Genomic DNA, 19,073 nt, shown 5'->3' with positions numbered 1-19,073 from the left:
TAGTTATTTAATTCGTCCAAAAGATACAAGGTGATCTCTCCAATAACCTGATTTCAGATCAGAATATTCGATTCCACTGTCATTTGAATTAAACATTCTGCTATTGCCTACATAGATGCCGACGTGAGTAATGGCTTTTCCTTCATATGTGCCACCAAAGAATACTAAGTCACCCGCAGTCGCTTCTTTTTCACTTATTTTCTTTGTTGCCCCATGTTGTTCTTGTGCTGTTCTAGGAAGAGTGATTCCAGCTTTCGCAAAAGACCACTGAACAAGGCCCGAACAATCAAATCCAGTTTTCGGGTTTGAACCACCCCAGGCATACGGTTGCCCTTCATATTTCAAAGCTTCTTTCATGACTGTTTCATAGAAATCCATAGAACCATTCACAGGCTTCACATTTTTATCAGAGCCTTTCACATACCTCATGACATGATCAACATAACTTGGATCACCGTAGCTTTTCCAGCCCATTTTAAAAGCTTGCAAACGGCTGAAATCAAGTGCCAATTTCTTTGTGTATTTCCCGCCATTCTTTTTGACATAGTCTATAAATCCAGAACCAAAGTTGTATGCCTGTAAGGTTAAACGAACATCACCGCCAGCCTGTTTAAAAACCTTCTTAAAATGTTTAATGCCTACTTCAATCGAACGTTCTGGGTCAGTTATGGAGTTAGGAGGTAAGCCGATACTTTCGGAACTTTGCATGATATCTAAAGAACGCCCACCACTTTCTTGCATGGTGAGCGCCATAATAATATTCACTTGATCAAAAACACCTTCCTGACGGGCGTACTTCTCAAATACAGCCCTAAATCGTTCGACTTCCGGTGCAATACCAACCGTTTCATATTCGCCATCACCGCCGCCTATAAAATCGTCTCCGACTTGATTCTCCCTTGAAATCGTCATAACCACTACGATACATAAAGCAAAAAAGAAGATAAAAGGAGCCGAGAACACCAAAGGAAGAACTACCTTTTTTTTCATCATCTTGTTCTTTCATCCCTTCTCAGTCGATCTTCTACTTTTGATGAAGAACGTCTTGCAATTTCATTTAACGATACTTGTTCAAATGTATTTACGTTTTGTTCAGTTCGCTTAATCGTTTGTGATGAAGGCTGATTTTCTCTTAAAACAGTCTTACTTTCAGCAGATGTATCCGTCTGTCTTTTCTCAGCACGAATACCATCTGAATGAACTTTTGCGGGTTCAGATGGTCTGGTTTTTCGTTCATTATTGACAACAGGTTGATTCTCTACTTTTGTAGGTTGAGAGCTTTCAAAGCCATTCTGTGGTTCAGATTGACTCGTTATGACTTTTTGGTCTGAACGTTTGATGTCTGCTGATCTCTCTTGTGCTACAGGTTCACTTTTGGAAACAGAATCATCTTTCTGGACTTCAAAATCTTGTTGCATATCTGTTTCAGGATACTGGTTTTGTTCGTCATAAATATACGCTTTCTGATCAGTACGTTCTGTATCTTTTTCATTCTCTTGTAAGACAGGCGCACGATTAGATTCTTCTTCATGCTGTAATGATGCATCGTCAGTTTGTTGCTGGTTATTGGGCTGTTTAAGAAGCTGTTCCACATATTCTTTTTGATCTGTTCGTGCTGATTCATCTTTTTTATCCTGCAAGATAGGTGCTCGTTTGGATAAATCCTCATTTCCTTCATTCAAAGCATCTTTCAACATAGGAGAGTTTATTCCGTCTTTTCTCAATCTGTCTAAATGGGATTGCTGTTTATTTTCTTTTGCATTTGCAAAGGCTTCTTTTTGTTTTTGCTTTTCTTGTTCTTTCGATAGAGTTTGAGGATTGCGTTTTAAGCTTCGGCTGGTATGACTAGCTATTCCGTTAGCTGTCTCTTTTTGCGGGGTTCTTGAAATGGCATGAGTATTATCATATCCCATAGCAGCCCCACTCGGAGAATTACCGCCGGCACTTGGAGCACCAGTTACGCCATCAGCATTTGAACCATCTTTTCTTCCTCTTAAATTCTTTGCAAAGTCAGTAAATACGCCTCCTCCGTTACCCCATGTTCCACCTATTTTCTTTGCTTGTTCCCAAGCAGGCTGAACAAGGTTTTGTCTCATGTTTTCCATCATATTATTATCAACTGAAACCACTTTTCCAGCAGTCACAAACTTGATAATGGCATCCCTCTTGTGAAAACCAATCCACAAAATTGAGGCAAGGACAGCAACATTTAAAAGATACATTCCAAAACCATTTGGCGGTATTAACTTGTCAACGATAAAACAAGTCACGTACACAAACAGAACGATAACCCCTAACATTGCTTTCAGTAGATAAACACTCCCCAAGCGTCCAAGCGTAACAAATCCAGAGTAAGCTAATTGAGGAACATACGCTAAGATGAAAGCGAATGGCACAAAAAAGACAATGACTAAAGCGACAACTTGTAGCAAGAAATTAAAGAACGCTAATGCCAAAAACGGGATTCCAATAACGATAGAAGCAACTATAGCAATAAAAGATTCCCCAAGTTGATTAAAAACATTTCCAGATGTCATTGACTCATTTTCGTATTTTTTAATTTCATCATCATCTATATAATCCTTTTTCGCTCCTTCTCCTTCCTTAGACAGTTTATAAGATAGCAATTTATCAATCCTTGATAATTTATCTTTCGAATCACCTTTCTCATTAATTTTTGCTTCACTCGTTTCTCCAAAGTTCACGATTAAAAATGGTTTCATTAAAGCAATATCAAAGTAAAGGTTACGCATAACCGCAACTGTGCCTTCCATTTCCTTTCCTTTTTCAATCGCAGAACTGTCCGCAAAATTCCCTTCATCTTGAACAATGCCAACCAATCCATTTCCCGCAGTTAAAAGCTTTCCTTGTGCTTCTACAGACAAGGCATTCAATGCTTTCATGTAATAACCAGCGTTTGACATCCAAAGCCCGCCGATCACCATGACACAAATAAATAGAATACTCCGCCGCATTGCTTCTTTTATGCTACCTCTCACACAGAACAGGTAGACAACATAGGCACACGTGAATATAAATAAAGCTTCACCGAAATTCTTTTTCAGTGTTTTATAAATTGTTTTAGAGACGTTTGTAATAGAATTTGCGAACTCGTCAATTGGTTGCAAGTTATACAAAATATCCATTCCCGCATCAACCACACGGACAATGTTTCCCGCAAAAGAAAAAGTGACGTTTGTCAGTCCAACAAACGCCCCCTTGATTAAATCGTCAGATGCTTCATTATTCGCTTGATAGCGTGAGATAGGAAACCTTTTCACCTTCAATTCCACGCCACCAGCTTTTTCGACTTTTGGCTGTGTCGTTGTATCTCCATCAGCCGAAATAACAGTGACAGCTGAAACAACAGTTAGAAACAACAACACGATAGCCGACACAATTAGAATTCTTTTTTTCTTCATCCAATCACCTCCTAATCTAACCGAGTTAATAAATAAAATTGGTATTTGGCTTTCTCTAAGTCTCTTTGCGTTAGCAGCACGTTTTCGGGATATCGTTCATATAGGGAAAAACAAATTGCTTTTTGATATTTCATATGCCTGAAAGTCTTTCGGTTTTGTTCAATCTTGATACCTAATAATTCTTGCAGGAATTGGGCTGTTGATTTATGACCGATGAAGCTTTTGTATCGACCGTCATAATGATTCAGCCATTGTTTTACTTCGTCCAATGTAATTTTTTCAGCTTTATAAAATCCTGGACTCGTGACCACAAGAGAGTTTAAGAAAGCTATTTCCATGTGCAATTCAACCCCTTTTACAAATATTTTTCTTCCGCATATGCGACAGCTTTTTTCTCAACTGTTTTCAGAGCACCTTGCCATTCTTCGAATAAGCATTCAATTGAAATTTTGGAGGTACGGCCATAGTAATCTTTAAATAAGCATTGACCTTGGAACATGGATTCCATCATTTTTTTATTTTCTTTTGTGACCTCCATGTTCATCCATTTCAACACTTCTTCACGCTCATTCGGTTCATCAAAGGCAAAGGCAACGCCGAAGTTTCCAGAATCCTCTTCTTTTAAAGCGTCTTTTGTAGATTGGGAAATGAAGTATTCTGCATTGTTGTATGAACGACCAATCCGACGCATTTGTCTTTCTACTTTTTTTCCTTGTTGGGAAGTGGTGAATATCCATGCTTCATCTATAAATTCAACAGTTTGTTCATCTTGATTCATACCGAATAGTTCGCAGAACTTACCAAGCGCAAACATGACGGCACTAGACTTTAATTGTGATATGGTGTAGTTTTCAAGTCGCTCAGCATGATCTGGCAAATCCATATTTTCAACTTCTAAAATGGTGATTCGTTTTTCAAGTGACAATGCAGGATTGGAGCCATCATGAATACAAAGTTTCAAAATGGAATCTGACACAACCTCATTTAAATAGTCACCAGCTTTTTGTACAGCTTCTTCCGGATGGCCCTGCATCTTCCGAATAATATCAAGCGAACCGACCTGTTCGCCTTTTTGTTTTGCATCAATTACTTCTGACGTAGCACGAAGGAAAGCTGTGTTTATGTCGTCCTTCCCTTTAAAGTCATATACTTGTTCAAAAATGACTTGAACTAGCTCTTTTGCTTTCATAGGAGGGAGGAAGGGGATAGGGTCAAGTGCTCCCCAGTTGTGCGTGTTTTCATGATCTAGCGTGATATAGTTGTATTTCTCTAAATGTGCAATATATAAAGGAAAGTTCTCTCTAATGTACTCATCATTCAAGACTCTTTGAATCCACTTTCTCATTTCCTTTTTAGGGTCTATATACAGAGATTTGATGTTTAACATGCTGATATAATTAAAGATCAATTTCGCTAGATATGACTTGCCGTTTCCTGTGTCTCCTGTAATTAAGCAGTGAGGAGAACGTGTCTTTGAACCCTTTAACTGCTGATTCGCTAAGAAAGGATGGAATAAGACAAAATCACGGCTGGACATAATGGCGCTTTCTAAATCGGTGTGCTCTTGGAAACGATCAACCCAACCGAGAAAGAACCCGATTTTCGAACCAATATCAGAGTTAACAGCAAACAGACTTTCTGCCACACCGTCTTGCGTTGTTTTTTGAATCCAGTTCTTATCGGTTATGTCTAACTTTTCACCAGGAAGCATTTTATAAAAAAGGTTCAGTTGATCAGCCACCGGAAGCCGACACGTAATGCCAGCGCCTTTTAAATGCCTTTTGACAATCGTTGCTTTTCCCACACATTCTTTTTTTGTCTTTCCATGAACGACTATCACCGACAGCCAGTTCATCACATGCACATCTTCTTTCTTTATTTCATCTTGTAAATGCCTTATCATTGTGGCACTTGTGACAGTGGAAACATCACTTCGATCGCCTGTGCTTTGTTGTTCTTTTTGTTCTTCTTTCAATTGCTGTCTTTTGAGGTTGAGGGCAGGCTTGGTAATGGACTTTGATTCCGTTTGAATTTTCATCTGAACTTCAACAGGGAAGGGAAGAGACTGTGCTTCATAAAACAAATCACTTTCCGACATATTGTGAAGAAATTCGTCAATCACGACAAATGCTGAATAGCCTTCATCTTGATCACTATGCAAATGCAAAACTGATGGGTCAGTGGGGTCTATGATCGTGTTTGTAATAGAGCGAACATCCTTTATCTCACTTTCTTCATTCGTTTGGTGCTTTAACCCACGTACAAAGTGATAACGGTTAATGTATGTCATTTCTGTTTCTGAAAGCCGTTCTCCGCGAACAGAAGCCATGATGTTCGCTAGTGTTTCTTCGACCTCCTCATATTTTTCAAAAAAAGAGGTGGAAACATTTTGTTCCCACCCGAGCATTTTCACGACTGTATCAGTCGCTGTATTGAAAAAAGATAATATATTGTCTTTAAGTTCGACACTAATATTTACAAGACTACTTTTCAGTTTTACACCTATAATGAAGTCATACTTTGTCAGCCTTCCTAATCGCTGTTCTAATAGCCTTACCGTTTCTTCATTGTAGTAACGTGCCACATCCATTGCATCTGCCGCAATATCTGTTTCTAAATCCTTAAATCGTTTTTCTAATTCATACTCACTTGGATACATCATCAAGTGAAAATCCTCATAAGATGTAATTTCTTCAAAAAGATGCTGCCACTTCTTCTTATACATTTCAACTTTTTCTCTATTTTGCATAGGAATCGAATTGCTTTTTATTCGGTAGTACGCCCACACGTCGCCCGTTCTTGTTAACAGCAAATTCTTGTGTATTGCCTTCATAGGCGTTTTTAGTCTCATTCGAATAATCCACCACCTTCACAAGTTTTCGAAACTCAATTTGTTTTTCATTACTTAAATCAACCTTTCGGTCATTGCAGTACTTCTTTTGTGGAAGCTTGATGAAGAAGTAATATTTTGCGAAATCAAAGAAATATAAATAGATGTTTTTGCCTTCCGGCTTTATTTTTGTTACAAGCATGGTTAAAAAAAACGGTATTCCAAAAATCACGATGACGTAACTGTTATCAAAAGCGTGAGGAAAAATCATCCTCACGCCGTACCAGAACCCAAAGCATAGGCCAACAAAAATGAAATAGTTAATAGCCGGTATTAACTCAACTGCAAAGGGTAACGAATAATTTTCGGTTAATTGCTGAATTTTTTTCGGCTCTCTCATTGCCTTCCGGTAGTTGAACACCAGACGTCCCATTCAGATGCCCCCTTACAATTTTTCCATTAGCGCATTGATCCAGCCGGAGAATTCTGACCAGTGTTTAATAACCCACGTCACCGCACTGCCAATACAGCAAACAAAGATAATGCCACCCATTTTTAATTTCATAAGATTCTTTGCGGCTATGAACATGACCACGATCGTAATGAATTGGATAACAACATCAGATGCCCATCCTTTTACCCCTCCAAGCGTTGGAAGGTCTGCGCCAAGAATAAAGAAATTCATAAATTCCATATTGATTTTTACCTCCTATTGATGAGTAAGTTTTTTCACGTAATATTGACCACTGTTCTCCGTAATCTCTAAACTGAATTTTTCATTTACCGGAATGTCATTTTCTTTTTCCTTAAATTGAACAGCACAAAAAACCTCGAAACCTTTTTTCGTCTCGAAGATTTTCACTGACTGCACTTCCCCAAATAACAAGTTTCCTTCCAGCGCTTCCGGCTTTTTCATCATATAAACCATTTCTTCTTTCTTTTCAGAAGCGTATTTCTCAAAGAAATTTTGAAGAAATGATTCGATAGATTCTTTTTTCTCGCCTGCATATTCGTCTCTAGTTTCTTCATTACTCTTAGAAGCAATATCGCCTTTTAGATCATAAATCTGTGTAAAGTAAGGAACAGCAGACACCACAAAGGAATCACCTTTATTTGTGACTGGAATATTCAGCAACATTTGTTTTTCTGATTTTTCGTTTGTTTTAACCTTTTCTTTCACCTTCTTTTTCTTCTTTCCATCTTTGACTTCTTTTTCAACTTCCTTTTCTACAGGGTATAGATTTTCATATGTGACCTTATATTGAAAAAGGCTGTTTTTATCACCTTCTTTCACGTTATATAAGCTGTAATCTTTTAACTCTCGATCACCTTTTAAACCATCCACATTGAAGCGTTCTTCATCTTCAAAATGGTTATCTTCCTGTTTCACCATGTAGCTTTCAAGGCTCTGCATTCGTTTTTCAATAGATTCTTGATCGTTCTTCACATTCACATATTCATTGATGAACCCTGATAGAAAGTTTTCAGCAGCAGTCACCGAAATTTTTTGTTTATCGTCATTTGTTGGCTTATTGGCTTCATCTTTCATATCATTAAGCTGAGAGCGAGTATTAATTGACAGAAGCACAGCGAGCAAGCAGATAAATAGTAAGCCACCGACACAAGACCACAATGTGACGGCTATCAGTTTCGACCTGTCACGAGGGACTTTCTGTTTGTCTTTTTCCGGTCTTTCAATTCGTTTCAGTTTTTGAAAGGCAGACCGAAAAAAGGACTCTTCTTTTTTATCCGAGCCAATTTCTTTATGGAGCAATTCGATTCACTCTCCTTTCATAGATTTCTAAGCACTTTCCTCCTGGTTAACTTTCATGTTTCTTGTCATTTTCAAAATGGCTCTCGCCATTTTTTCATAGTTCGGTTCGTTTAACTCCGTCACGATTACTTCCACTGGCTTACCTTTAATTTCAACGACCTCAACACTCTGTTTCATGAAAGACCTCGCTTTCTTCAAACCTGTTTTGTTTTTTCAAGGAATAATAAAAAGGATGCTACACGATGTAACACCCTTTTTATGCTTTGATTCTCCATATAAACTTTAAAACTAGTCATTCGACCGTCCGGCAAATATCTTGTCTTGTAGAATGTGTAACGATATTCAGCAAACCCTTTTATTCGTTCGCCTTCGACAACCAACATACAATCTCTGCTTAAACTTCTCACAAAAACTAAAGAAGGGATACCCACATTAAAACCCAAGCTTCTGAATCGTTTGTCTACAGCAGACATTACACTTTCTCACCCCGATTCCCTCTATAAATAATGGATAACAAGGAAAAAAGTACGGTATATTAAATTTGACAATGTTTGGAGAGTGATAACTTGATTAAAAATCTACCTATCTTAGCAGCCCTCTGTTCAGTTGGAGTATCTCTAGTTACTATAAGTAGGGTCATTGAATTATCAGTTACTTTTAATTGGATAGTATTATTACTTGGTGTTGCTATGACATTTTATAGTGCAGTATGTCTTGTTGCTAAGGCAATGCAATTAAAAGAAACAACTAATTAGTAACTAATGCTGTCTAAAATAAAAACAAGCATATAACAATATATGCTTGTTTTTTCATCTACATAAAGTAGTTGATACCTTCAAATTCAACGTTCCTTTCATCAGTTTCAGCGTCTTCATCCTCCAGTATGTTGAATGTGACTTGAAGTTTGGCATTCACGTTATCTATAACCGTTAGAGTTTGGACTATGACTCTTTGAGCGACATCACTGTAAAAGACATCTTCCATCATTTTTTCAATGAGTTCCTCAGCAATATCCAAACAGCCAAGGGACTCCAAATCACTCTCTAGTCGGGCCTGATTCAACAGATTAATGTTAAACATCTGATTTCCTCCCTTAACGTTCTCTTAGAAAAACGCCTATGCATATTGAAAAACCCCATAAAAAAACAAAGGTATAATACAATACCTTTGCAATGACATCTGAATTAACACTCTCAGAAATTAGACCGAACATTGAAGCTACCACTGTCACAGATACAGCCATAATAAAAATTGTATTTTCTGTCCAACTATAACGGTCAGCCAAACTTTGAAGCTTAGGATATATCAAAAGGAATAAGAGACCGCCGCCAAGTAAACTCACGATTACAAAAAATATCGCAAGTAACATATTCACCATCCTTATATTGAATTAAGTTCTTGGGTTTCACCCAAACCCACCAACGGAAGCTTTGCACTCAATCAACAATTACAATAGAATTAAACTAAAGATTATTTAAACAGCATAGAAAAGGGGTAAATGTTTTGAATATAAATTTAATATTATTTGTCTCATCAATTAATCAAGAACCTACAGAGGAAAATACTCAAACATTAGTGAAAACATTTGAATCTGACTTTCGCCCTCAAGTAGGAGATATAATTGACGATCCTGGATTTGATTCAGGCTTCCATAATGGATATGAGGTGGTAAAAGTTACAATAAATTATGCTTCAAATGAGTGCCTTGTTTCACTGACGCCGTTAGCAATTGAAGTTGAAAAAATTAGTGTTGAAGATTATATAAAAAAGCTTAAAACACATGGGTGGAGTATTCAGTCTAGGTAGCACTCAGCAGTTTTTATTATAAGGTACTATTCCTCAAACTGGCGCGTTTGGTTGGATTGCTGTTAATCTAGCCCCCTATTCCCCCGAATCATCGGGGGACTCCCTCCCAAAAATTATTTCTGATATTGATATATCATCTTCATTATTCTTTAAGCGCTTCACTAACAACTCTCCTTTCATTACATTAAGCAGCTTTTCTACATGCAAGGTACAGGTAGTATTTTTTGAAAAAAACCGTTCAAAAAATCTCCACCCTTTTCCCCTTGCATTCTGAAATTTTGGCGGTGCTGAACTGTCGCCAAGCCGACATACCTAAAACGAGGATTTCAGGAATCGACTTGCTCTAGCCATTGTACCGCCAAAACCGCCAGAACTACCGTTCATAGGTTGGCTCTTTAGCCTATTCATTCACGCTATATGGGGGCTAACCCCCACACCCCCAGCCATCCTCCACCCTAAAACAAGGAAACATCAAAACAGACTAAGCTGAATATCCTGCTTTTTATATTCTTCTCGATAGATTGCTAAGATTTTTTGTTCATATCTAGGATATAAATCCAACATGATAAATTCTAATTCCTCTTTGGTTAGGCTTTCTAAAACATTTTCCCCGTCTCTTTTATAGACATCCGTCTCAAAATGCTTGTTTATTTTTTCATATAGATTCCTGTAAAGCAGAGAAATGTTATTATTTTTCGTGTTAATTAACCCTAAAACTTTAATCATATGCTTTATTGCTTTTTTGTATCTAAAAAAATTGGTTGAATCCTTTTTAAAGCGTTCATAGTCCTTCGTTTCCTCGCTGTAATTTTGTCTGGAAACAACACACCAACCTTTTTCTTTATAAAATTTCATCGCTTCATACTCAAATTTATAAAATTCTTTAGTTGGGAGCTTACGATCCAATTCTTTGAGAATAATATATTTCGTGTCTTTATCAAGATACAAAGCGATTCTGTCTCGAAAATCTAGAAAATGTAAAATGCGAGAGGTGTGTTCAATCCATCTAATCAAGAAGGAATCTTGAGTTTCACCAACATAAACCGTATTTAGTTTTTTATTAATAATCGCGTATATCCCTGCCCTTAAAAGTTTGTTATCTTCACCCAAATCCTTTCCCTCCCTTTTTTTCAGCCCCTTTCCTTTTATTTTACAATTTTCAATTGCCTTAAAGCATCCAATTTTCAAATTTTCAAACCACCATATCAGCAATTTCAGCCGTAAATACTTCCAGCATTTTTTGTTGTTTGTCTGATAACTCAGCTTCTAAAATCATATCTGATAGCTCATTCCTGCCGAGATGTTTGTCAGCTTCGAGAACCATTTTCATAGTCGGTGAACAGGAATTTTTCAGCCAATTCCTCGATTTTTGATACAAGTCTTTTTGCGGCTTCATGAAAAGATGAAGTTTCCCAACATCACCTATAAATTCAGACCAAAAAAGGCTCGTTTTCCAATGCTCTCTAGTGATGTTTTCATCAGCATCAACGAACCTTACATAGTTATTAATGATCTGCATAGCGATTAAAGTTAAATCCTTTGTTTTCAATAAAGCATCTATAGCTACTTGTGCGCGTTCATTTTTAAGCCGCAGTTCATAACGATTCCAATCGCCTAGTTCTTCTAACGGAATGTTATACTTTTCTGCTTGTTCATAGTTTTTTTCGTAAAAGCAAAGATACGCTTCTGACTTTTTAGAACCGAAATATATTGTCGTTCCGCCTGTAACACCATCAGATAGATCAAAGGAGCCATTGAAATCGGATTTTCTAAAGCGTGAAATACATTCGCCCTTTTGGGCTTTTTTCAACAATTCCGGTATAGAAAAGTATGTCTTTTTGTCATCAATCGCCAAATCAAAGCGAGTAAATGAACCGCCTTGTGCCATGCAATCTTGAAAGAAGTCGTACCATGTTTTCTTCCGGCACTCCAAGAAGGATTCAAATTGACGGCAACCTTGACCGGACATTTCTATCAAAACACCTCTGTTATCGTCTGGTGCAGAATAAAAGACTTTGATATAGTCCAGTTCGTACGTGCCAACGTAGCCATAAAAGCCAGATGTTTTTTCCGTCATAAAGTCTTTGCTAAGGTGAAGAACTCCTTCGATAATTCGGTCAACATCATGAGTTTTAAAAGAGACTCGAATGTAGTCAACCATTGATACTAAAGGACTTTCAACGGTTTCATTTTCTTCTTTTACGATTACTACCCCCCTGTTAGCGTGGGGGGGTTGTTTTAGCTCATCCATTCGCTTCGCTCACTCCTTCGCCGCTGGCCGTCTGGTCGCTTACGCTGCCGCTGGCGACTGCCGTCGCCTGCGCTCCCTCGACTCCAACCAGCGCATTTTTAATAGACGACATAAAATCATATCCTTTCGGCACGGTAGGGCTGTAAAATTCCAACACTGAACCAGTGCCAACATTGGCATATCCTCGTCCTGTCTCTTTTTTATTCACATATGCTTTATCAACATCACCAAACATCATCCCGTAGCCCGTATCTGACATTAAACCTAACGACACACGGAAGCTAAACTGATCTCGAATACCGTCAGCCAAATATTTTGCATCTGGACGTTGTGCCCCTAAAACGAGAAAGTAACCCGCCTGCCTCCCCAACATGACCAACTGTTTCATGTAAGAAAGGGCTTCATTTCTTTCTTTCATATCTAACAAATCCATAAATGCCACATATTCATCAAAGAAGATAAAAACAGGCTTTAACCCTAAATAGGCATAGTTTTCACCTGTCTTATAATTAGGCATTTGCTTCATTTCATCCATGCGCTCCATCATGCCATCTACAGACTTTCTCAGGCACATAAGAATACCGTTCTTTTGGGAATAGACCTTTTTCGGAAGCACTTCTTCCAAATCTACTAAATCTGCATTTTTAGGGTCTAGTATTCTTACATCTGCCCCCAGTCCAACACATGCCTTAATGATCGTTAGCATGAAGTATGTTTTCCCTCCACCTGTACCACCTGCAATAAGCATGTGCGGCAACTTATCAAATTGCCATGAAATATGCTTCATTAACGGAAGGACTCCATTCTCAGCTACTGCATCATCAATAGAAATACGATTCTTTTTCACATCGTAAAGAAGCTTAAAGCACACAAAACCTTCTTCCATTTGCTTATCCACCAGGTCACAAAATAAGCCGTTTTCCAAATCCTTTCCTAAGTCTAGGAAGCGATTCTGAAAACGGCTCATGTCCATAGCAATACGGATATAAATGTGGTTGTTTTTGACCCTATAATACATTCTAGGAAAGTATGTGATTTTTTCCTTTGAGTCAGTTTCATTTGAAAAGAGTTTCCCTACTTTCACATTTTCTTTTTCGTAAAACTTATTAGAGAAAATCATCTTAGCAATCTTTTGCCTGTGAAGGATTTTCTTATAGCTGTCAAAGAAAAGAAAATAAGATGCAACTATGCTTCCAACAGCAATTAACACAGAGCATAAAACACTTTTAATAATTAAAGGCACATTCCACTCAAAGTGCTTTATTACTTGAGATAGATCAAAATTAATCAGTTGTTCTCTCCAAAAGATGAACATAGACAATAAAAAAACAGGCACAAAGATAATTGCGCCTGCTAATTTTACGTTGTTTCTCATGTACGGGCGGATTCGTTTGCCCCTGTACTTCCAAAACCTTCTATTAAAGAAATCACTAATATTGATCATTAGAATTCATACCCCGATGATTTTCCTCTACAAGAGTGACAATACATTTCCCACACATAACCTCTCGGAACTTCTTCTTGATAATACTCTACGGCATTGTTCTCCTCGCAACAATGACATTCGCCAAGTTCAATTGTAGGGATAACGACATTCTCAAAGTACACAGATTTAACGGTCTTCACTTCGCCATTACCTCCGTTTTCTTCAACATAATCAAAATAGCTGCACTCGATTTATAAATTATTTCTTATCAGAAGTTCCTGGTGTTACTGTTTTGTTTGCAGGACTAGACCCAGTGCCTTTTAATACGAGATCTTCTGCTTCGACAGTCCAGTTAACATTAGCAAAATTCCCGTTTGCTCTAGCAGAAGCCATGATTTTCGGATTTTTCAATTCAACATCCTTAAAGAAATCAAATTCCTTCAAATCCACATAAGCAGGAATTGTCACTTCGATCTGCCCGCCTTGCACACTTGATCCTAGATTATAAATCCTCGATTCCAAAGTATCCGTTCTTTTTCCATCCGCATAGGCATAGCGCTCACGGTTTAAACCTAAAAATTTCAGTTCACCAAAAGTCATATTAATATCCGGCACGATAAAGTTTAAGTTCATTTTTCATATCCCCATTTCATTTTTTATTTTTTATTTTCAAACGATCATCAATTTCGATTTTATATTTTGAATTCGCTCCGGTTCTGTATCCATCTTGGCGCTTATCAGTTGCTAACGGCTTTATGCCCTCGTGGCAACCTAGTAGGCTATTTATAGCCATCAAGCTGACTACAGCTATTCCGCACGCTTATTCTAGCCTGCTACAGCATTTAAAGTGATTGCTGTTCATCACTCAAATACTCACGCATGACATTTTTATAAAAGTGCCGTATAATAAAGGTGTCTAATCTTTACACGGCGTTCTTGATGATCATTCGTCAAGGCGCTTTTTTTGTCTATATGTAGTTTTCAAGGAACAAACACTCCTAGCGACATAAGTTATACAAATCATCGTTATACAAAGTAAACACTTGGTTTTCCTTCTTACTCATTGGTCGAGTAGACCAGATACACCACCAATCCCAGCCTTTTAACAGCTCAGATATTTCTCTATTAGCCTTCAAATAATTATCAGCTTCAACAACGAATGTTTCACAAGTAGCATAGTCTTTAAAATGATTCAAATCCTTATCAGCCTTTAAAGCTTCAACATCAGTGATGATTGTTGCATTCACCCTTATTTTCATCGCATCCCCCCTTTCAAAGGATTCTTAACGGCTCCCTATAGTGGTATATAACGTCACACTATGGACGATTGCCGCAGCTTTTCAATGTCTTTTCTTCCAATGCCGTAATGCTTACATATCCTGCGATATGAAACGCCTTTTCGCAGTAATTCATCAACATTTTCAATTGTTAAGGGAAGGTTTAAATAATGATTTATGATGACTGAATTCAGAGCAATTTTCATTCGTGCTATCCAATCACCTTCCATTTGTCTGGCCAAAGGAATTGCTTCACGCATAAATGAATGAGTTTGGCTTAGATTCATAATGATCATCCCGTTCCTGTCTTCTGCTTTTATAACAATAACGTTCTTCAAATTTTGCACGATTAACTTTACCTTGAATGACCATATAGCCGTCATTCTCCATTTCTTTATTAAGTGATCGAATTATTTCATATGCCTTTGCTTGCTTTACACCTAAAATATTTTGAATATCTTTTGCAGTCAGAAACTCATTCAAATTATCACCCCCCGAAAAAATGCGTATAATCATTAACTACTTATATAATAAATGACTATACTCATAATGTCAACACAAAAAATGCAAAATACGCATATTTTCTTTTAAAAAAATATGACTAGTTGTAATATAAAAATAAAAATGAGGTCTTAAAAATGAGTTTTGGTCATAAATTAAAAACTTTGAGAAAACAAAGAGGATTAACTCAAAAAGAATTAGCTGAAAAATTATTTTTAAGTCAAAGTTCCATAACAAGATTTGAGAAAGACGAAATCCTACCTACAAGCGAAACATTAAGTAAGATTGCAAATTATTTTGATGTATCTATTGATTTCTTATTAGATAGACCTCAACCTTCTCAAAAGAAAAACTCTAATCTAGAAAAAGCATTTAATGAAGCAATTGAGGAACTTAAAGACGAAGAAACACTTCTCTTTATGAAAAATGGTGATATTGACGAAGAAACAGCTGAATTAATAAAAAAAGCATTAAAGAATGGAGTCCGGTTTGTTAACGAAATGAAGCGCAAAGACAAATAATAAATATTGAAAGAGTGATGGACATTTACACTTCAAAAAGTATAAAGCACAAAGCACAAGAAATTATTAAAAAAAATAAAACAAACAATGTAAGTATCATTTGTAACAATTTAAGAATTTTTCATTTAGAAAGTAACCTAGGTAACGTAAATGGCTTCCTTCAATACTGTGAAGAGGAAGATGAGTACATTATTCATATCAATGAAAATGCCAGTTACAGAAATTTTGTTATTGCCCACGAACTTGGGCACTTTTTCCTCCACAAGAAATTGAATTCTTTTAAATTGTCAAATTGTTCACTCATTTTAGAAGAAAAGTTGGAACATCAAGCCAACATATTCGCTTCTGAACTTTTGGTGACTGATAAAATGATTCAAGATGCAAATATCAACTTCAATGAATATACGTTAAACGACATTGCAAATTATTTTAAAGTCCCTACTTTTGTAATCAAACATAAAATTGAGCAGCTAAAATTTTCTTCTTCAAGAGGTTTCAACTTTTTCGATAATAAACTAATAGCACAATTCTAAGGAGCAAAATAATGTCTATAAGGAAAACTAAAGATGGGAGATATAGAATCGACGTTAGTCTTGGTTTTGATCCAGTAACAGGAAAACGCAAAAGAAAAACAATGACCTTAAAAACGAAAAAGCATGCTGAAGAAATGTATCATGCAATAAAAAAAGCACACAGTGACGGTTTGCTAACAAGCCATAAGGAAGTCAGTTTCTCTACACTAGTAAGCATTTATTTGGAACAATGTAAGCTTCACCATAAGCCTAATTATTATAATATTGAAAAATATACAATAGAAAAACATATCGTACCTCATTTTAAGAATTGTATTGTCAAAAAAGTTACTCATAATGAAATTCAAGACTTTCAAAAGTCACTAATTGATAAAGGACTTGAAAACAAAACAATAAACAACACAATGATTATTCTCAGCAAAATTTTTGATATAGGTATCGTTGAGGATGTTTTAATCAAAAATCCATGTGCAAAGGTAAAAAATTTAAGTGTTGTCAAAAAACAGATGAAATTTTGGACTCCCGATCAGTTCAAAGAATTTATCAGTCTCATAGAAAAAGACGAATTTATTTTTAAAGTGTTCTATACTACCGATTATCTGACTGGAATGCGCTTAGGAGAAATTTTAGCACTTCAATGGAAGGATTTAGACAAGTTTAGAAGAGAAATCAATGTATACAAAGCTTTAACATATATAAACCAAGAATATATTATTACATCTCCAAAAACTAAAAATTCTATTCGCCGTATAAGTATCAATTCAAAACTTATAACATTGCTTGATGAATGGAGACAACATCAGAAGGAAATCTTTGATGAATTAGGAATTCATCAATCAGAAGAAACTTATATGTTCCAATACAAAGACAGACCGCCTACTAAAGATATTTTCAGCAGGAAAATAAAACAGATTTGTCAAAGAGGAAATGTTGAGCCTATTCGTTTCCATGATTTGAGGCATTCACATGTAGCCTTGCTTATCCATCAAGGGGAAGATTATTTAGTGATTAAAGAACGATTAGGGCATAGTTCCGTTTCTTTTACAATGAATACTTACGGACACCTTTTTCCTAATAAACAGAAAGAAACCGCCGACCGTTTGGATGACTTACTTTAAGTAACTGGTGAGTTTTGGTGAGCAAGTCTTCTTCAATAGCCGTATTTTCCGCATAAAAAAATAATACCAAAGGTGGTTAAACCCTTGGTATTATTGGGATGCGGCCGAGAGGACTTGAACCTCCACGGGTTATTCACCCACTAGGCCCTCAACCTAGCGCGTCTGCCATTCCGCCACGACCGCGTGATCATGAAATTGTGTTTGTGCTGGTTTAGTAGGTTCTTAACCTAGTAAAACCGATTTGCGTGCACTTTGTAAATAAAGTGCGGGTGAAGGGACTCGAACCCCCACGTCGTAAGACACTAGATCCTAAGTCTAGCGCGTCTGCCAATTCCGCCACACCCGCAAAAAGACAAATGGTGAGCCATGAAGGACTCGAACCTTCGACCCTCTGATTAAAAGTCAGATGCTCTACCAACTGAGCTAATGGCTCTTACTATTAGATTTCAAAAATAAAAATGGCTGGGCTAGCTGGATTCGAACCAACGCATGACGGAGTCAAAGTCCGTTGCCTTACCGCTTGGCTATAGCCCAACGAAATGGAATGACCCGTACGGGATTCGAACCCGTGTTACCGCCGTGAAAGGGCGGTGTCTTAACCGCTTGACCAACGGGCCGATGGTTGAGAACTTATATCGAAATCTTATGGCGGAGAAGGAGGGATTTGAACCCTCGCGCCGCTTACGCGACCTACACCCTTAGCAGGGGCGCCTCTTCAGCCACTTGAGTACTTCTCCAATATGGCTCCACAGGCAGGATTCGAACCTGCGACCGATCGGTTAACAGCCGATAGCTCTACCACTGAGCTACTGTGGAATAATGAGACAAGACTTATTATATCAGCCTTAATTTACAGTGTCAAGAGGTAAATGTTTTTATTTATCTCTCGTAACGACTTTTATAATGTAACATAGGCTTGCCATATTCGTCAACCTTTTTCACGAAAAAACTCTTTTTATTTTCCCGCGGCATTTTCCGCATCTGTATCTGTCAGGGTTCATGGCGCGCTTCTTTATATACTGTTGGCCGCAGGCCGTACAGATATACATATAAGTTTTTTTGTTTTCCGCTTTTTTCTTAAGGGGTGTACAGAACCTCGGCGCGTTGACCTGCTGCAAAAGCATTCTAAAATCTCTGTCTCTGTGCTTGTACCCTTTTCCTTCAAGATGAAGATGATAATGGCAGAGCTCGTGCTTGATGATGCCAATCAGTTCCTCCCTGCCGTGTTCAATCAGATATTTTCTGTTCAATTCAATGTTATGGGAGGTTAACAGGTACCTTCCGCCCGTGGTTTTAAGCCTGTCATTAAAAAGCGCCTGATGGCGGAACGGCTTTTTAAAATATGTTTTAGAAATATCCTCTGTCAGCTTTTGAAGCTCTATATTATCCATAGTGCACCTCACTTAAAAAACATTGAACGGGACAATTCACCGTTCGCATACAATATGGTAATCACCGTCCCTCTTATGATAAAAGCTGAGGAGGAATGAGCCTATGCCAAATTGGCTTAAAAAGCAGATGCAAAAAGCGTTCCTTGAAAAAGATAATTACCAAATTAAACTGCTGAATCAATGCTGGTATTTCTATAGGAAAAAACACTGCTCGTAAGCAGTG

The 19,073-nt window shown here is 37.3% G+C and carries 26 protein-coding genes and 7 tRNA genes; 6 read left to right on the top strand and 27 right to left on the bottom strand.

The window, feature by feature from the left end; all coding sequences use genetic code 11:
* Positions 1 to 3 precede the first annotated feature (3 nt).
* From NYE56_RS02340 to NYE56_RS02300, 9 genes are read right to left on the bottom strand one after another with little or no spacing between them, the layout of a single operon-like run.
* Positions 4 to 993 (bottom strand): bifunctional lytic transglycosylase/C40 family peptidase, encoded by a 990-nt coding sequence (locus tag NYE56_RS02340; RefSeq protein ID WP_268554651.1) that lies wholly within the window; start codon positions 991 to 993, stop codon positions 4 to 6.
* A complete protein-coding gene (locus NYE56_RS02335) occupies positions 990 to 3,422 on the bottom strand; it encodes a CD3337/EF1877 family mobilome membrane protein (RefSeq protein ID WP_268554650.1) in 2,433 nt (810 codons plus the stop codon). Before NYE56_RS02335 ends, NYE56_RS02340 begins: the two co-directional genes overlap by 4 nt.
* An 11-nt stretch (positions 3,423 to 3,433) precedes the next feature.
* Positions 3,434 to 3,760 (bottom strand): YddF family protein, encoded by a 327-nt coding sequence (locus NYE56_RS02330; protein ID WP_268554649.1) that lies wholly within the window; start codon positions 3,758 to 3,760, stop codon positions 3,434 to 3,436.
* A gap of 17 nt (positions 3,761 to 3,777) precedes the next feature.
* Positions 3,778 to 6,273: a VirB4-like ATPase ConE gene (gene conE / locus NYE56_RS02325; RefSeq protein ID WP_268554648.1), complete on the bottom strand. Its 2,496-nt coding sequence runs from the start codon at positions 6,271 to 6,273 to the stop codon at positions 3,778 to 3,780.
* Complete coding sequence (locus NYE56_RS02320) at positions 6,161 to 6,685, bottom strand: conjugal transfer protein (RefSeq protein WP_249852447.1); 525 nt, start codon at positions 6,683 to 6,685, stop codon at positions 6,161 to 6,163. The genes conE and NYE56_RS02320 overlap by 113 nt, the downstream gene beginning before the upstream one ends.
* Before the next feature lie 12 nt (positions 6,686 to 6,697).
* Positions 6,698 to 6,946, bottom strand: coding sequence for a transposon conjugation system subunit ConC (conC, locus tag NYE56_RS02315; protein ID WP_087961787.1), 249 nt, complete (start codon positions 6,944 to 6,946; stop codon positions 6,698 to 6,700).
* A 15-nt stretch (positions 6,947 to 6,961) separates the two neighbouring features.
* Positions 6,962 to 8,026 carry a conjugal transfer protein gene (locus tag NYE56_RS02310; protein ID WP_268554647.1) on the bottom strand — a complete coding sequence of 355 codons (1,065 nt, stop codon included), beginning with the start codon at positions 8,024 to 8,026 and terminating at the stop codon, positions 6,962 to 6,964.
* Between the two features lie 27 nt (positions 8,027 to 8,053).
* On the bottom strand, positions 8,054 to 8,203 hold the full coding sequence (locus NYE56_RS02305; RefSeq protein WP_003328171.1) for a hypothetical protein: 150 nt from the start codon (positions 8,201 to 8,203) through the stop codon (positions 8,054 to 8,056).
* 17 nt (positions 8,204 to 8,220) lie between these two features.
* On the bottom strand, positions 8,221 to 8,499 hold the full coding sequence (locus tag NYE56_RS02300) for a hypothetical protein (protein WP_268554646.1): 279 nt from the start codon (positions 8,497 to 8,499) through the stop codon (positions 8,221 to 8,223).
* Between the two features lie 93 nt (positions 8,500 to 8,592).
* Between NYE56_RS02300 and NYE56_RS02295 the strand changes: the two genes are divergently transcribed.
* Entirely contained in the window at positions 8,593 to 8,781 is a 189-nt protein-coding gene (locus NYE56_RS02295; RefSeq protein WP_013390396.1) for a hypothetical protein, read from the top strand.
* A 58-nt stretch (positions 8,782 to 8,839) separates the two neighbouring features.
* Here the strand turns inward: NYE56_RS02295 and NYE56_RS02290 are convergent, their stop codons facing one another.
* Together NYE56_RS02290 and NYE56_RS02285 are read right to left on the bottom strand one after the other, a co-directional pair.
* Positions 8,840 to 9,106, bottom strand: a complete 267-nt coding sequence (locus NYE56_RS02290) for a hypothetical protein (RefSeq protein WP_341283395.1) — start codon at positions 9,104 to 9,106, stop codon at positions 8,840 to 8,842.
* Between the two features lie 13 nt (positions 9,107 to 9,119).
* Positions 9,120 to 9,395 (bottom strand): hypothetical protein, encoded by a 276-nt coding sequence (locus NYE56_RS02285; RefSeq protein ID WP_167340497.1) that lies wholly within the window; start codon positions 9,393 to 9,395, stop codon positions 9,120 to 9,122.
* A 134-nt stretch (positions 9,396 to 9,529) separates the two neighbouring features.
* Here NYE56_RS02285 and NYE56_RS02280 point away from each other — a divergent pair, with 134 nt between their 5' ends.
* Complete coding sequence (locus NYE56_RS02280) at positions 9,530 to 9,832, top strand: hypothetical protein (RefSeq protein ID WP_041904602.1); 303 nt, start codon at positions 9,530 to 9,532, stop codon at positions 9,830 to 9,832.
* Positions 9,833 to 10,303: 471 nt separating this feature from the next.
* Here NYE56_RS02280 and NYE56_RS02275 read toward each other — a convergent pair whose 3' ends face one another.
* From NYE56_RS02275 to xis, 8 genes are all read right to left on the bottom strand, one after another.
* Positions 10,304 to 11,020 carry a GIY-YIG nuclease family protein gene (locus NYE56_RS02275; protein WP_268554644.1) on the bottom strand — a complete coding sequence of 239 codons (717 nt, stop codon included), beginning with the start codon at positions 11,018 to 11,020 and terminating at the stop codon, positions 10,304 to 10,306.
* A 4-nt stretch (positions 11,021 to 11,024) separates the two neighbouring features.
* Positions 11,025 to 12,083 carry a replication initiation factor domain-containing protein gene (locus NYE56_RS02270; protein ID WP_101562733.1) on the bottom strand — a complete coding sequence of 353 codons (1,059 nt, stop codon included), beginning with the start codon at positions 12,081 to 12,083 and terminating at the stop codon, positions 11,025 to 11,027.
* The gene (gene conQ / locus NYE56_RS02265; protein WP_268554709.1) at positions 12,076 to 13,518 is read right to left on the bottom strand and encodes a coupling conjugation protein ConQ; all 1,443 of its coding nucleotides are present in this window, start codon (positions 13,516 to 13,518) and stop codon (positions 12,076 to 12,078) included. Before conQ ends, NYE56_RS02270 begins: the two co-directional genes overlap by 8 nt.
* A gap of 249 nt (positions 13,519 to 13,767) precedes the next feature.
* Positions 13,768 to 14,142, bottom strand: a complete 375-nt coding sequence (locus NYE56_RS02260; protein ID WP_268283713.1) for a YdcP family protein — start codon at positions 14,140 to 14,142, stop codon at positions 13,768 to 13,770.
* A 16-nt stretch (positions 14,143 to 14,158) separates the two neighbouring features.
* Positions 14,159 to 14,305 (bottom strand): hypothetical protein, encoded by a 147-nt coding sequence (locus NYE56_RS02255; protein WP_268554643.1) that lies wholly within the window; start codon positions 14,303 to 14,305, stop codon positions 14,159 to 14,161.
* A 202-nt stretch (positions 14,306 to 14,507) separates the two neighbouring features.
* A complete protein-coding gene (locus NYE56_RS02250; RefSeq protein WP_268283712.1) occupies positions 14,508 to 14,768 on the bottom strand; it encodes a hypothetical protein in 261 nt (86 codons plus the stop codon).
* A gap of 53 nt (positions 14,769 to 14,821) precedes the next feature.
* Positions 14,822 to 15,073, bottom strand: a complete 252-nt coding sequence (locus NYE56_RS02245) for a hypothetical protein (protein WP_419145271.1) — start codon at positions 15,071 to 15,073, stop codon at positions 14,822 to 14,824.
* Entirely contained in the window at positions 15,039 to 15,302 is a 264-nt protein-coding gene (gene xis, locus NYE56_RS02240; RefSeq protein ID WP_268554640.1) for an ICEBs1 excisionase, read from the bottom strand. Before xis ends, NYE56_RS02245 begins: the two co-directional genes overlap by 35 nt.
* 122 nt (positions 15,303 to 15,424) lie before the next feature.
* Here xis and NYE56_RS02235 point away from each other — a divergent pair, with 122 nt between their 5' ends.
* The 3 genes from NYE56_RS02235 to NYE56_RS02225 are packed head-to-tail and all read left to right on the top strand — an operon-like array spanning position 15,425 to position 17,459.
* Complete coding sequence (locus tag NYE56_RS02235) at positions 15,425 to 15,808, top strand: helix-turn-helix domain-containing protein (protein ID WP_264240101.1); 384 nt, start codon at positions 15,425 to 15,427, stop codon at positions 15,806 to 15,808.
* Between the two features lie 17 nt (positions 15,809 to 15,825).
* A complete protein-coding gene (locus NYE56_RS02230) occupies positions 15,826 to 16,341 on the top strand; it encodes an ImmA/IrrE family metallo-endopeptidase (protein ID WP_326977406.1) in 516 nt (171 codons plus the stop codon).
* 11 nt (positions 16,342 to 16,352) lie between these two features.
* Positions 16,353 to 17,459, top strand: a complete 1,107-nt coding sequence (locus tag NYE56_RS02225) for a tyrosine-type recombinase/integrase (RefSeq protein ID WP_268554639.1) — start codon at positions 16,353 to 16,355, stop codon at positions 17,457 to 17,459.
* A 99-nt stretch (positions 17,460 to 17,558) separates the two neighbouring features.
* Here the strand turns inward: NYE56_RS02225 and NYE56_RS02220 are convergent.
* The 8 genes from NYE56_RS02220 to NYE56_RS02185 form a co-directional block, all read right to left on the bottom strand.
* Positions 17,559 to 17,642 (bottom strand) — tRNA-Leu (locus tag NYE56_RS02220).
* Positions 17,643 to 17,723: 81 nt separating this feature from the next.
* Positions 17,724 to 17,805, bottom strand: a tRNA-Leu gene (locus NYE56_RS02215).
* An 11-nt stretch (positions 17,806 to 17,816) separates the two neighbouring features.
* Positions 17,817 to 17,892, bottom strand: a tRNA-Lys gene (locus tag NYE56_RS02210).
* A gap of 26 nt (positions 17,893 to 17,918) precedes the next feature.
* Positions 17,919 to 17,993, bottom strand: a tRNA-Gln gene (locus NYE56_RS02205).
* An 11-nt stretch (positions 17,994 to 18,004) separates the two neighbouring features.
* A tRNA-Glu gene (locus NYE56_RS02200) sits at positions 18,005 to 18,076 on the bottom strand.
* 29 nt (positions 18,077 to 18,105) lie between these two features.
* Positions 18,106 to 18,196, bottom strand: a tRNA-Ser gene (locus NYE56_RS02195).
* A 4-nt stretch (positions 18,197 to 18,200) separates the two neighbouring features.
* Positions 18,201 to 18,275: transfer RNA gene (locus NYE56_RS02190), tRNA-Asn, on the bottom strand.
* Between the two features lie 122 nt (positions 18,276 to 18,397).
* The gene (locus NYE56_RS02185) at positions 18,398 to 18,850 is read right to left on the bottom strand and encodes a SprT family protein (protein WP_123372841.1); all 453 of its coding nucleotides are present in this window, start codon (positions 18,848 to 18,850) and stop codon (positions 18,398 to 18,400) included.
* 103 nt (positions 18,851 to 18,953) lie between these two features.
* Between NYE56_RS02185 and cmpA the strand changes: the two genes are divergently transcribed.
* Positions 18,954 to 19,067, top strand: coding sequence for a cortex morphogenetic protein CmpA (gene cmpA, locus NYE56_RS02180; RefSeq protein WP_003225207.1), 114 nt, complete (start codon positions 18,954 to 18,956; stop codon positions 19,065 to 19,067).
* Positions 19,068 to 19,073 lie beyond the last annotated feature (6 nt).

The organism is Bacillus sp. FSL R5-0603, assembly GCF_038050295.1.
In the GTDB taxonomy this organism is placed as follows: Bacteria; Bacillota; Bacilli; order Bacillales; family Bacillaceae; genus Bacillus; species Bacillus subtilis.
The sequence above is the reverse complement of the archived record's forward strand: the minus strand, read 5'-3'. Positions and strand labels throughout refer to the sequence as shown.

Coding starts and splice junctions, on each gene's coding strand:
- NYE56_RS02340 (WP_268554651.1), bottom strand. CDS start 993: ATGATGAAAAAAAAGGTAGTTCTTCCTTTGGTGTTCTCGGCTCCTTTT.
- NYE56_RS02335 (WP_268554650.1), bottom strand. CDS start 3,422: ATGAAGAAAAAAAGAATTCTAATTGTGTCGGCTATCGTGTTGTTGTTT.
- NYE56_RS02330 (WP_268554649.1), bottom strand. CDS start 3,760: ATGGAAATAGCTTTCTTAAACTCTCTTGTGGTCACGAGTCCAGGATTT.
- conE (WP_268554648.1), bottom strand. CDS start 6,273: ATGAGACTAAAAACGCCTATGAAGGCAATACACAAGAATTTGCTGTTA.
- NYE56_RS02320 (WP_249852447.1), bottom strand. CDS start 6,685: ATGGGACGTCTGGTGTTCAACTACCGGAAGGCAATGAGAGAGCCGAAA.
- conC (WP_087961787.1), bottom strand. CDS start 6,946: ATGGAATTTATGAATTTCTTTATTCTTGGCGCAGACCTTCCAACGCTT.
- NYE56_RS02305 (WP_003328171.1), bottom strand. CDS start 8,203: ATGAAACAGAGTGTTGAGGTCGTTGAAATTAAAGGTAAGCCAGTGGAA.
- NYE56_RS02300 (WP_268554646.1), bottom strand. CDS start 8,499: ATGTCTGCTGTAGACAAACGATTCAGAAGCTTGGGTTTTAATGTGGGT.
- NYE56_RS02290 (WP_341283395.1), bottom strand. CDS start 9,106: ATGTTTAACATTAATCTGTTGAATCAGGCCCGACTAGAGAGTGATTTG.
- NYE56_RS02285 (WP_167340497.1), bottom strand. CDS start 9,395: ATGTTACTTGCGATATTTTTTGTAATCGTGAGTTTACTTGGCGGCGGT.
- NYE56_RS02270 (WP_101562733.1), bottom strand. CDS start 12,083: ATGGATGAGCTAAAACAACCCCCCCACGCTAACAGGGGGGTAGTAATC.
- NYE56_RS02260 (WP_268283713.1), bottom strand. CDS start 14,142: ATGAACTTAAACTTTATCGTGCCGGATATTAATATGACTTTTGGTGAA.
- NYE56_RS02250 (WP_268283712.1), bottom strand. CDS start 14,768: ATGAAAATAAGGGTGAATGCAACAATCATCACTGATGTTGAAGCTTTA.
- NYE56_RS02245 (WP_419145271.1), bottom strand. CDS start 15,073: ATGAATCTAAGCCAAACTCATTCATTTATGCGTGAAGCAATTCCTTTG.
- xis (WP_268554640.1), bottom strand. CDS start 15,302: ATGATTATACGCATTTTTTCGGGGGGTGATAATTTGAATGAGTTTCTG.
- NYE56_RS02235 (WP_264240101.1), top strand. CDS start 15,425: ATGAGTTTTGGTCATAAATTAAAAACTTTGAGAAAACAAAGAGGATTA.
- NYE56_RS02230 (WP_326977406.1), top strand. CDS start 15,826: ATGGACATTTACACTTCAAAAAGTATAAAGCACAAAGCACAAGAAATT.
- NYE56_RS02225 (WP_268554639.1), top strand. CDS start 16,353: ATGTCTATAAGGAAAACTAAAGATGGGAGATATAGAATCGACGTTAGT.
- NYE56_RS02185 (WP_123372841.1), bottom strand. CDS start 18,850: ATGGATAATATAGAGCTTCAAAAGCTGACAGAGGATATTTCTAAAACA.
- cmpA (WP_003225207.1), top strand. CDS start 18,954: ATGCCAAATTGGCTTAAAAAGCAGATGCAAAAAGCGTTCCTTGAAAAA.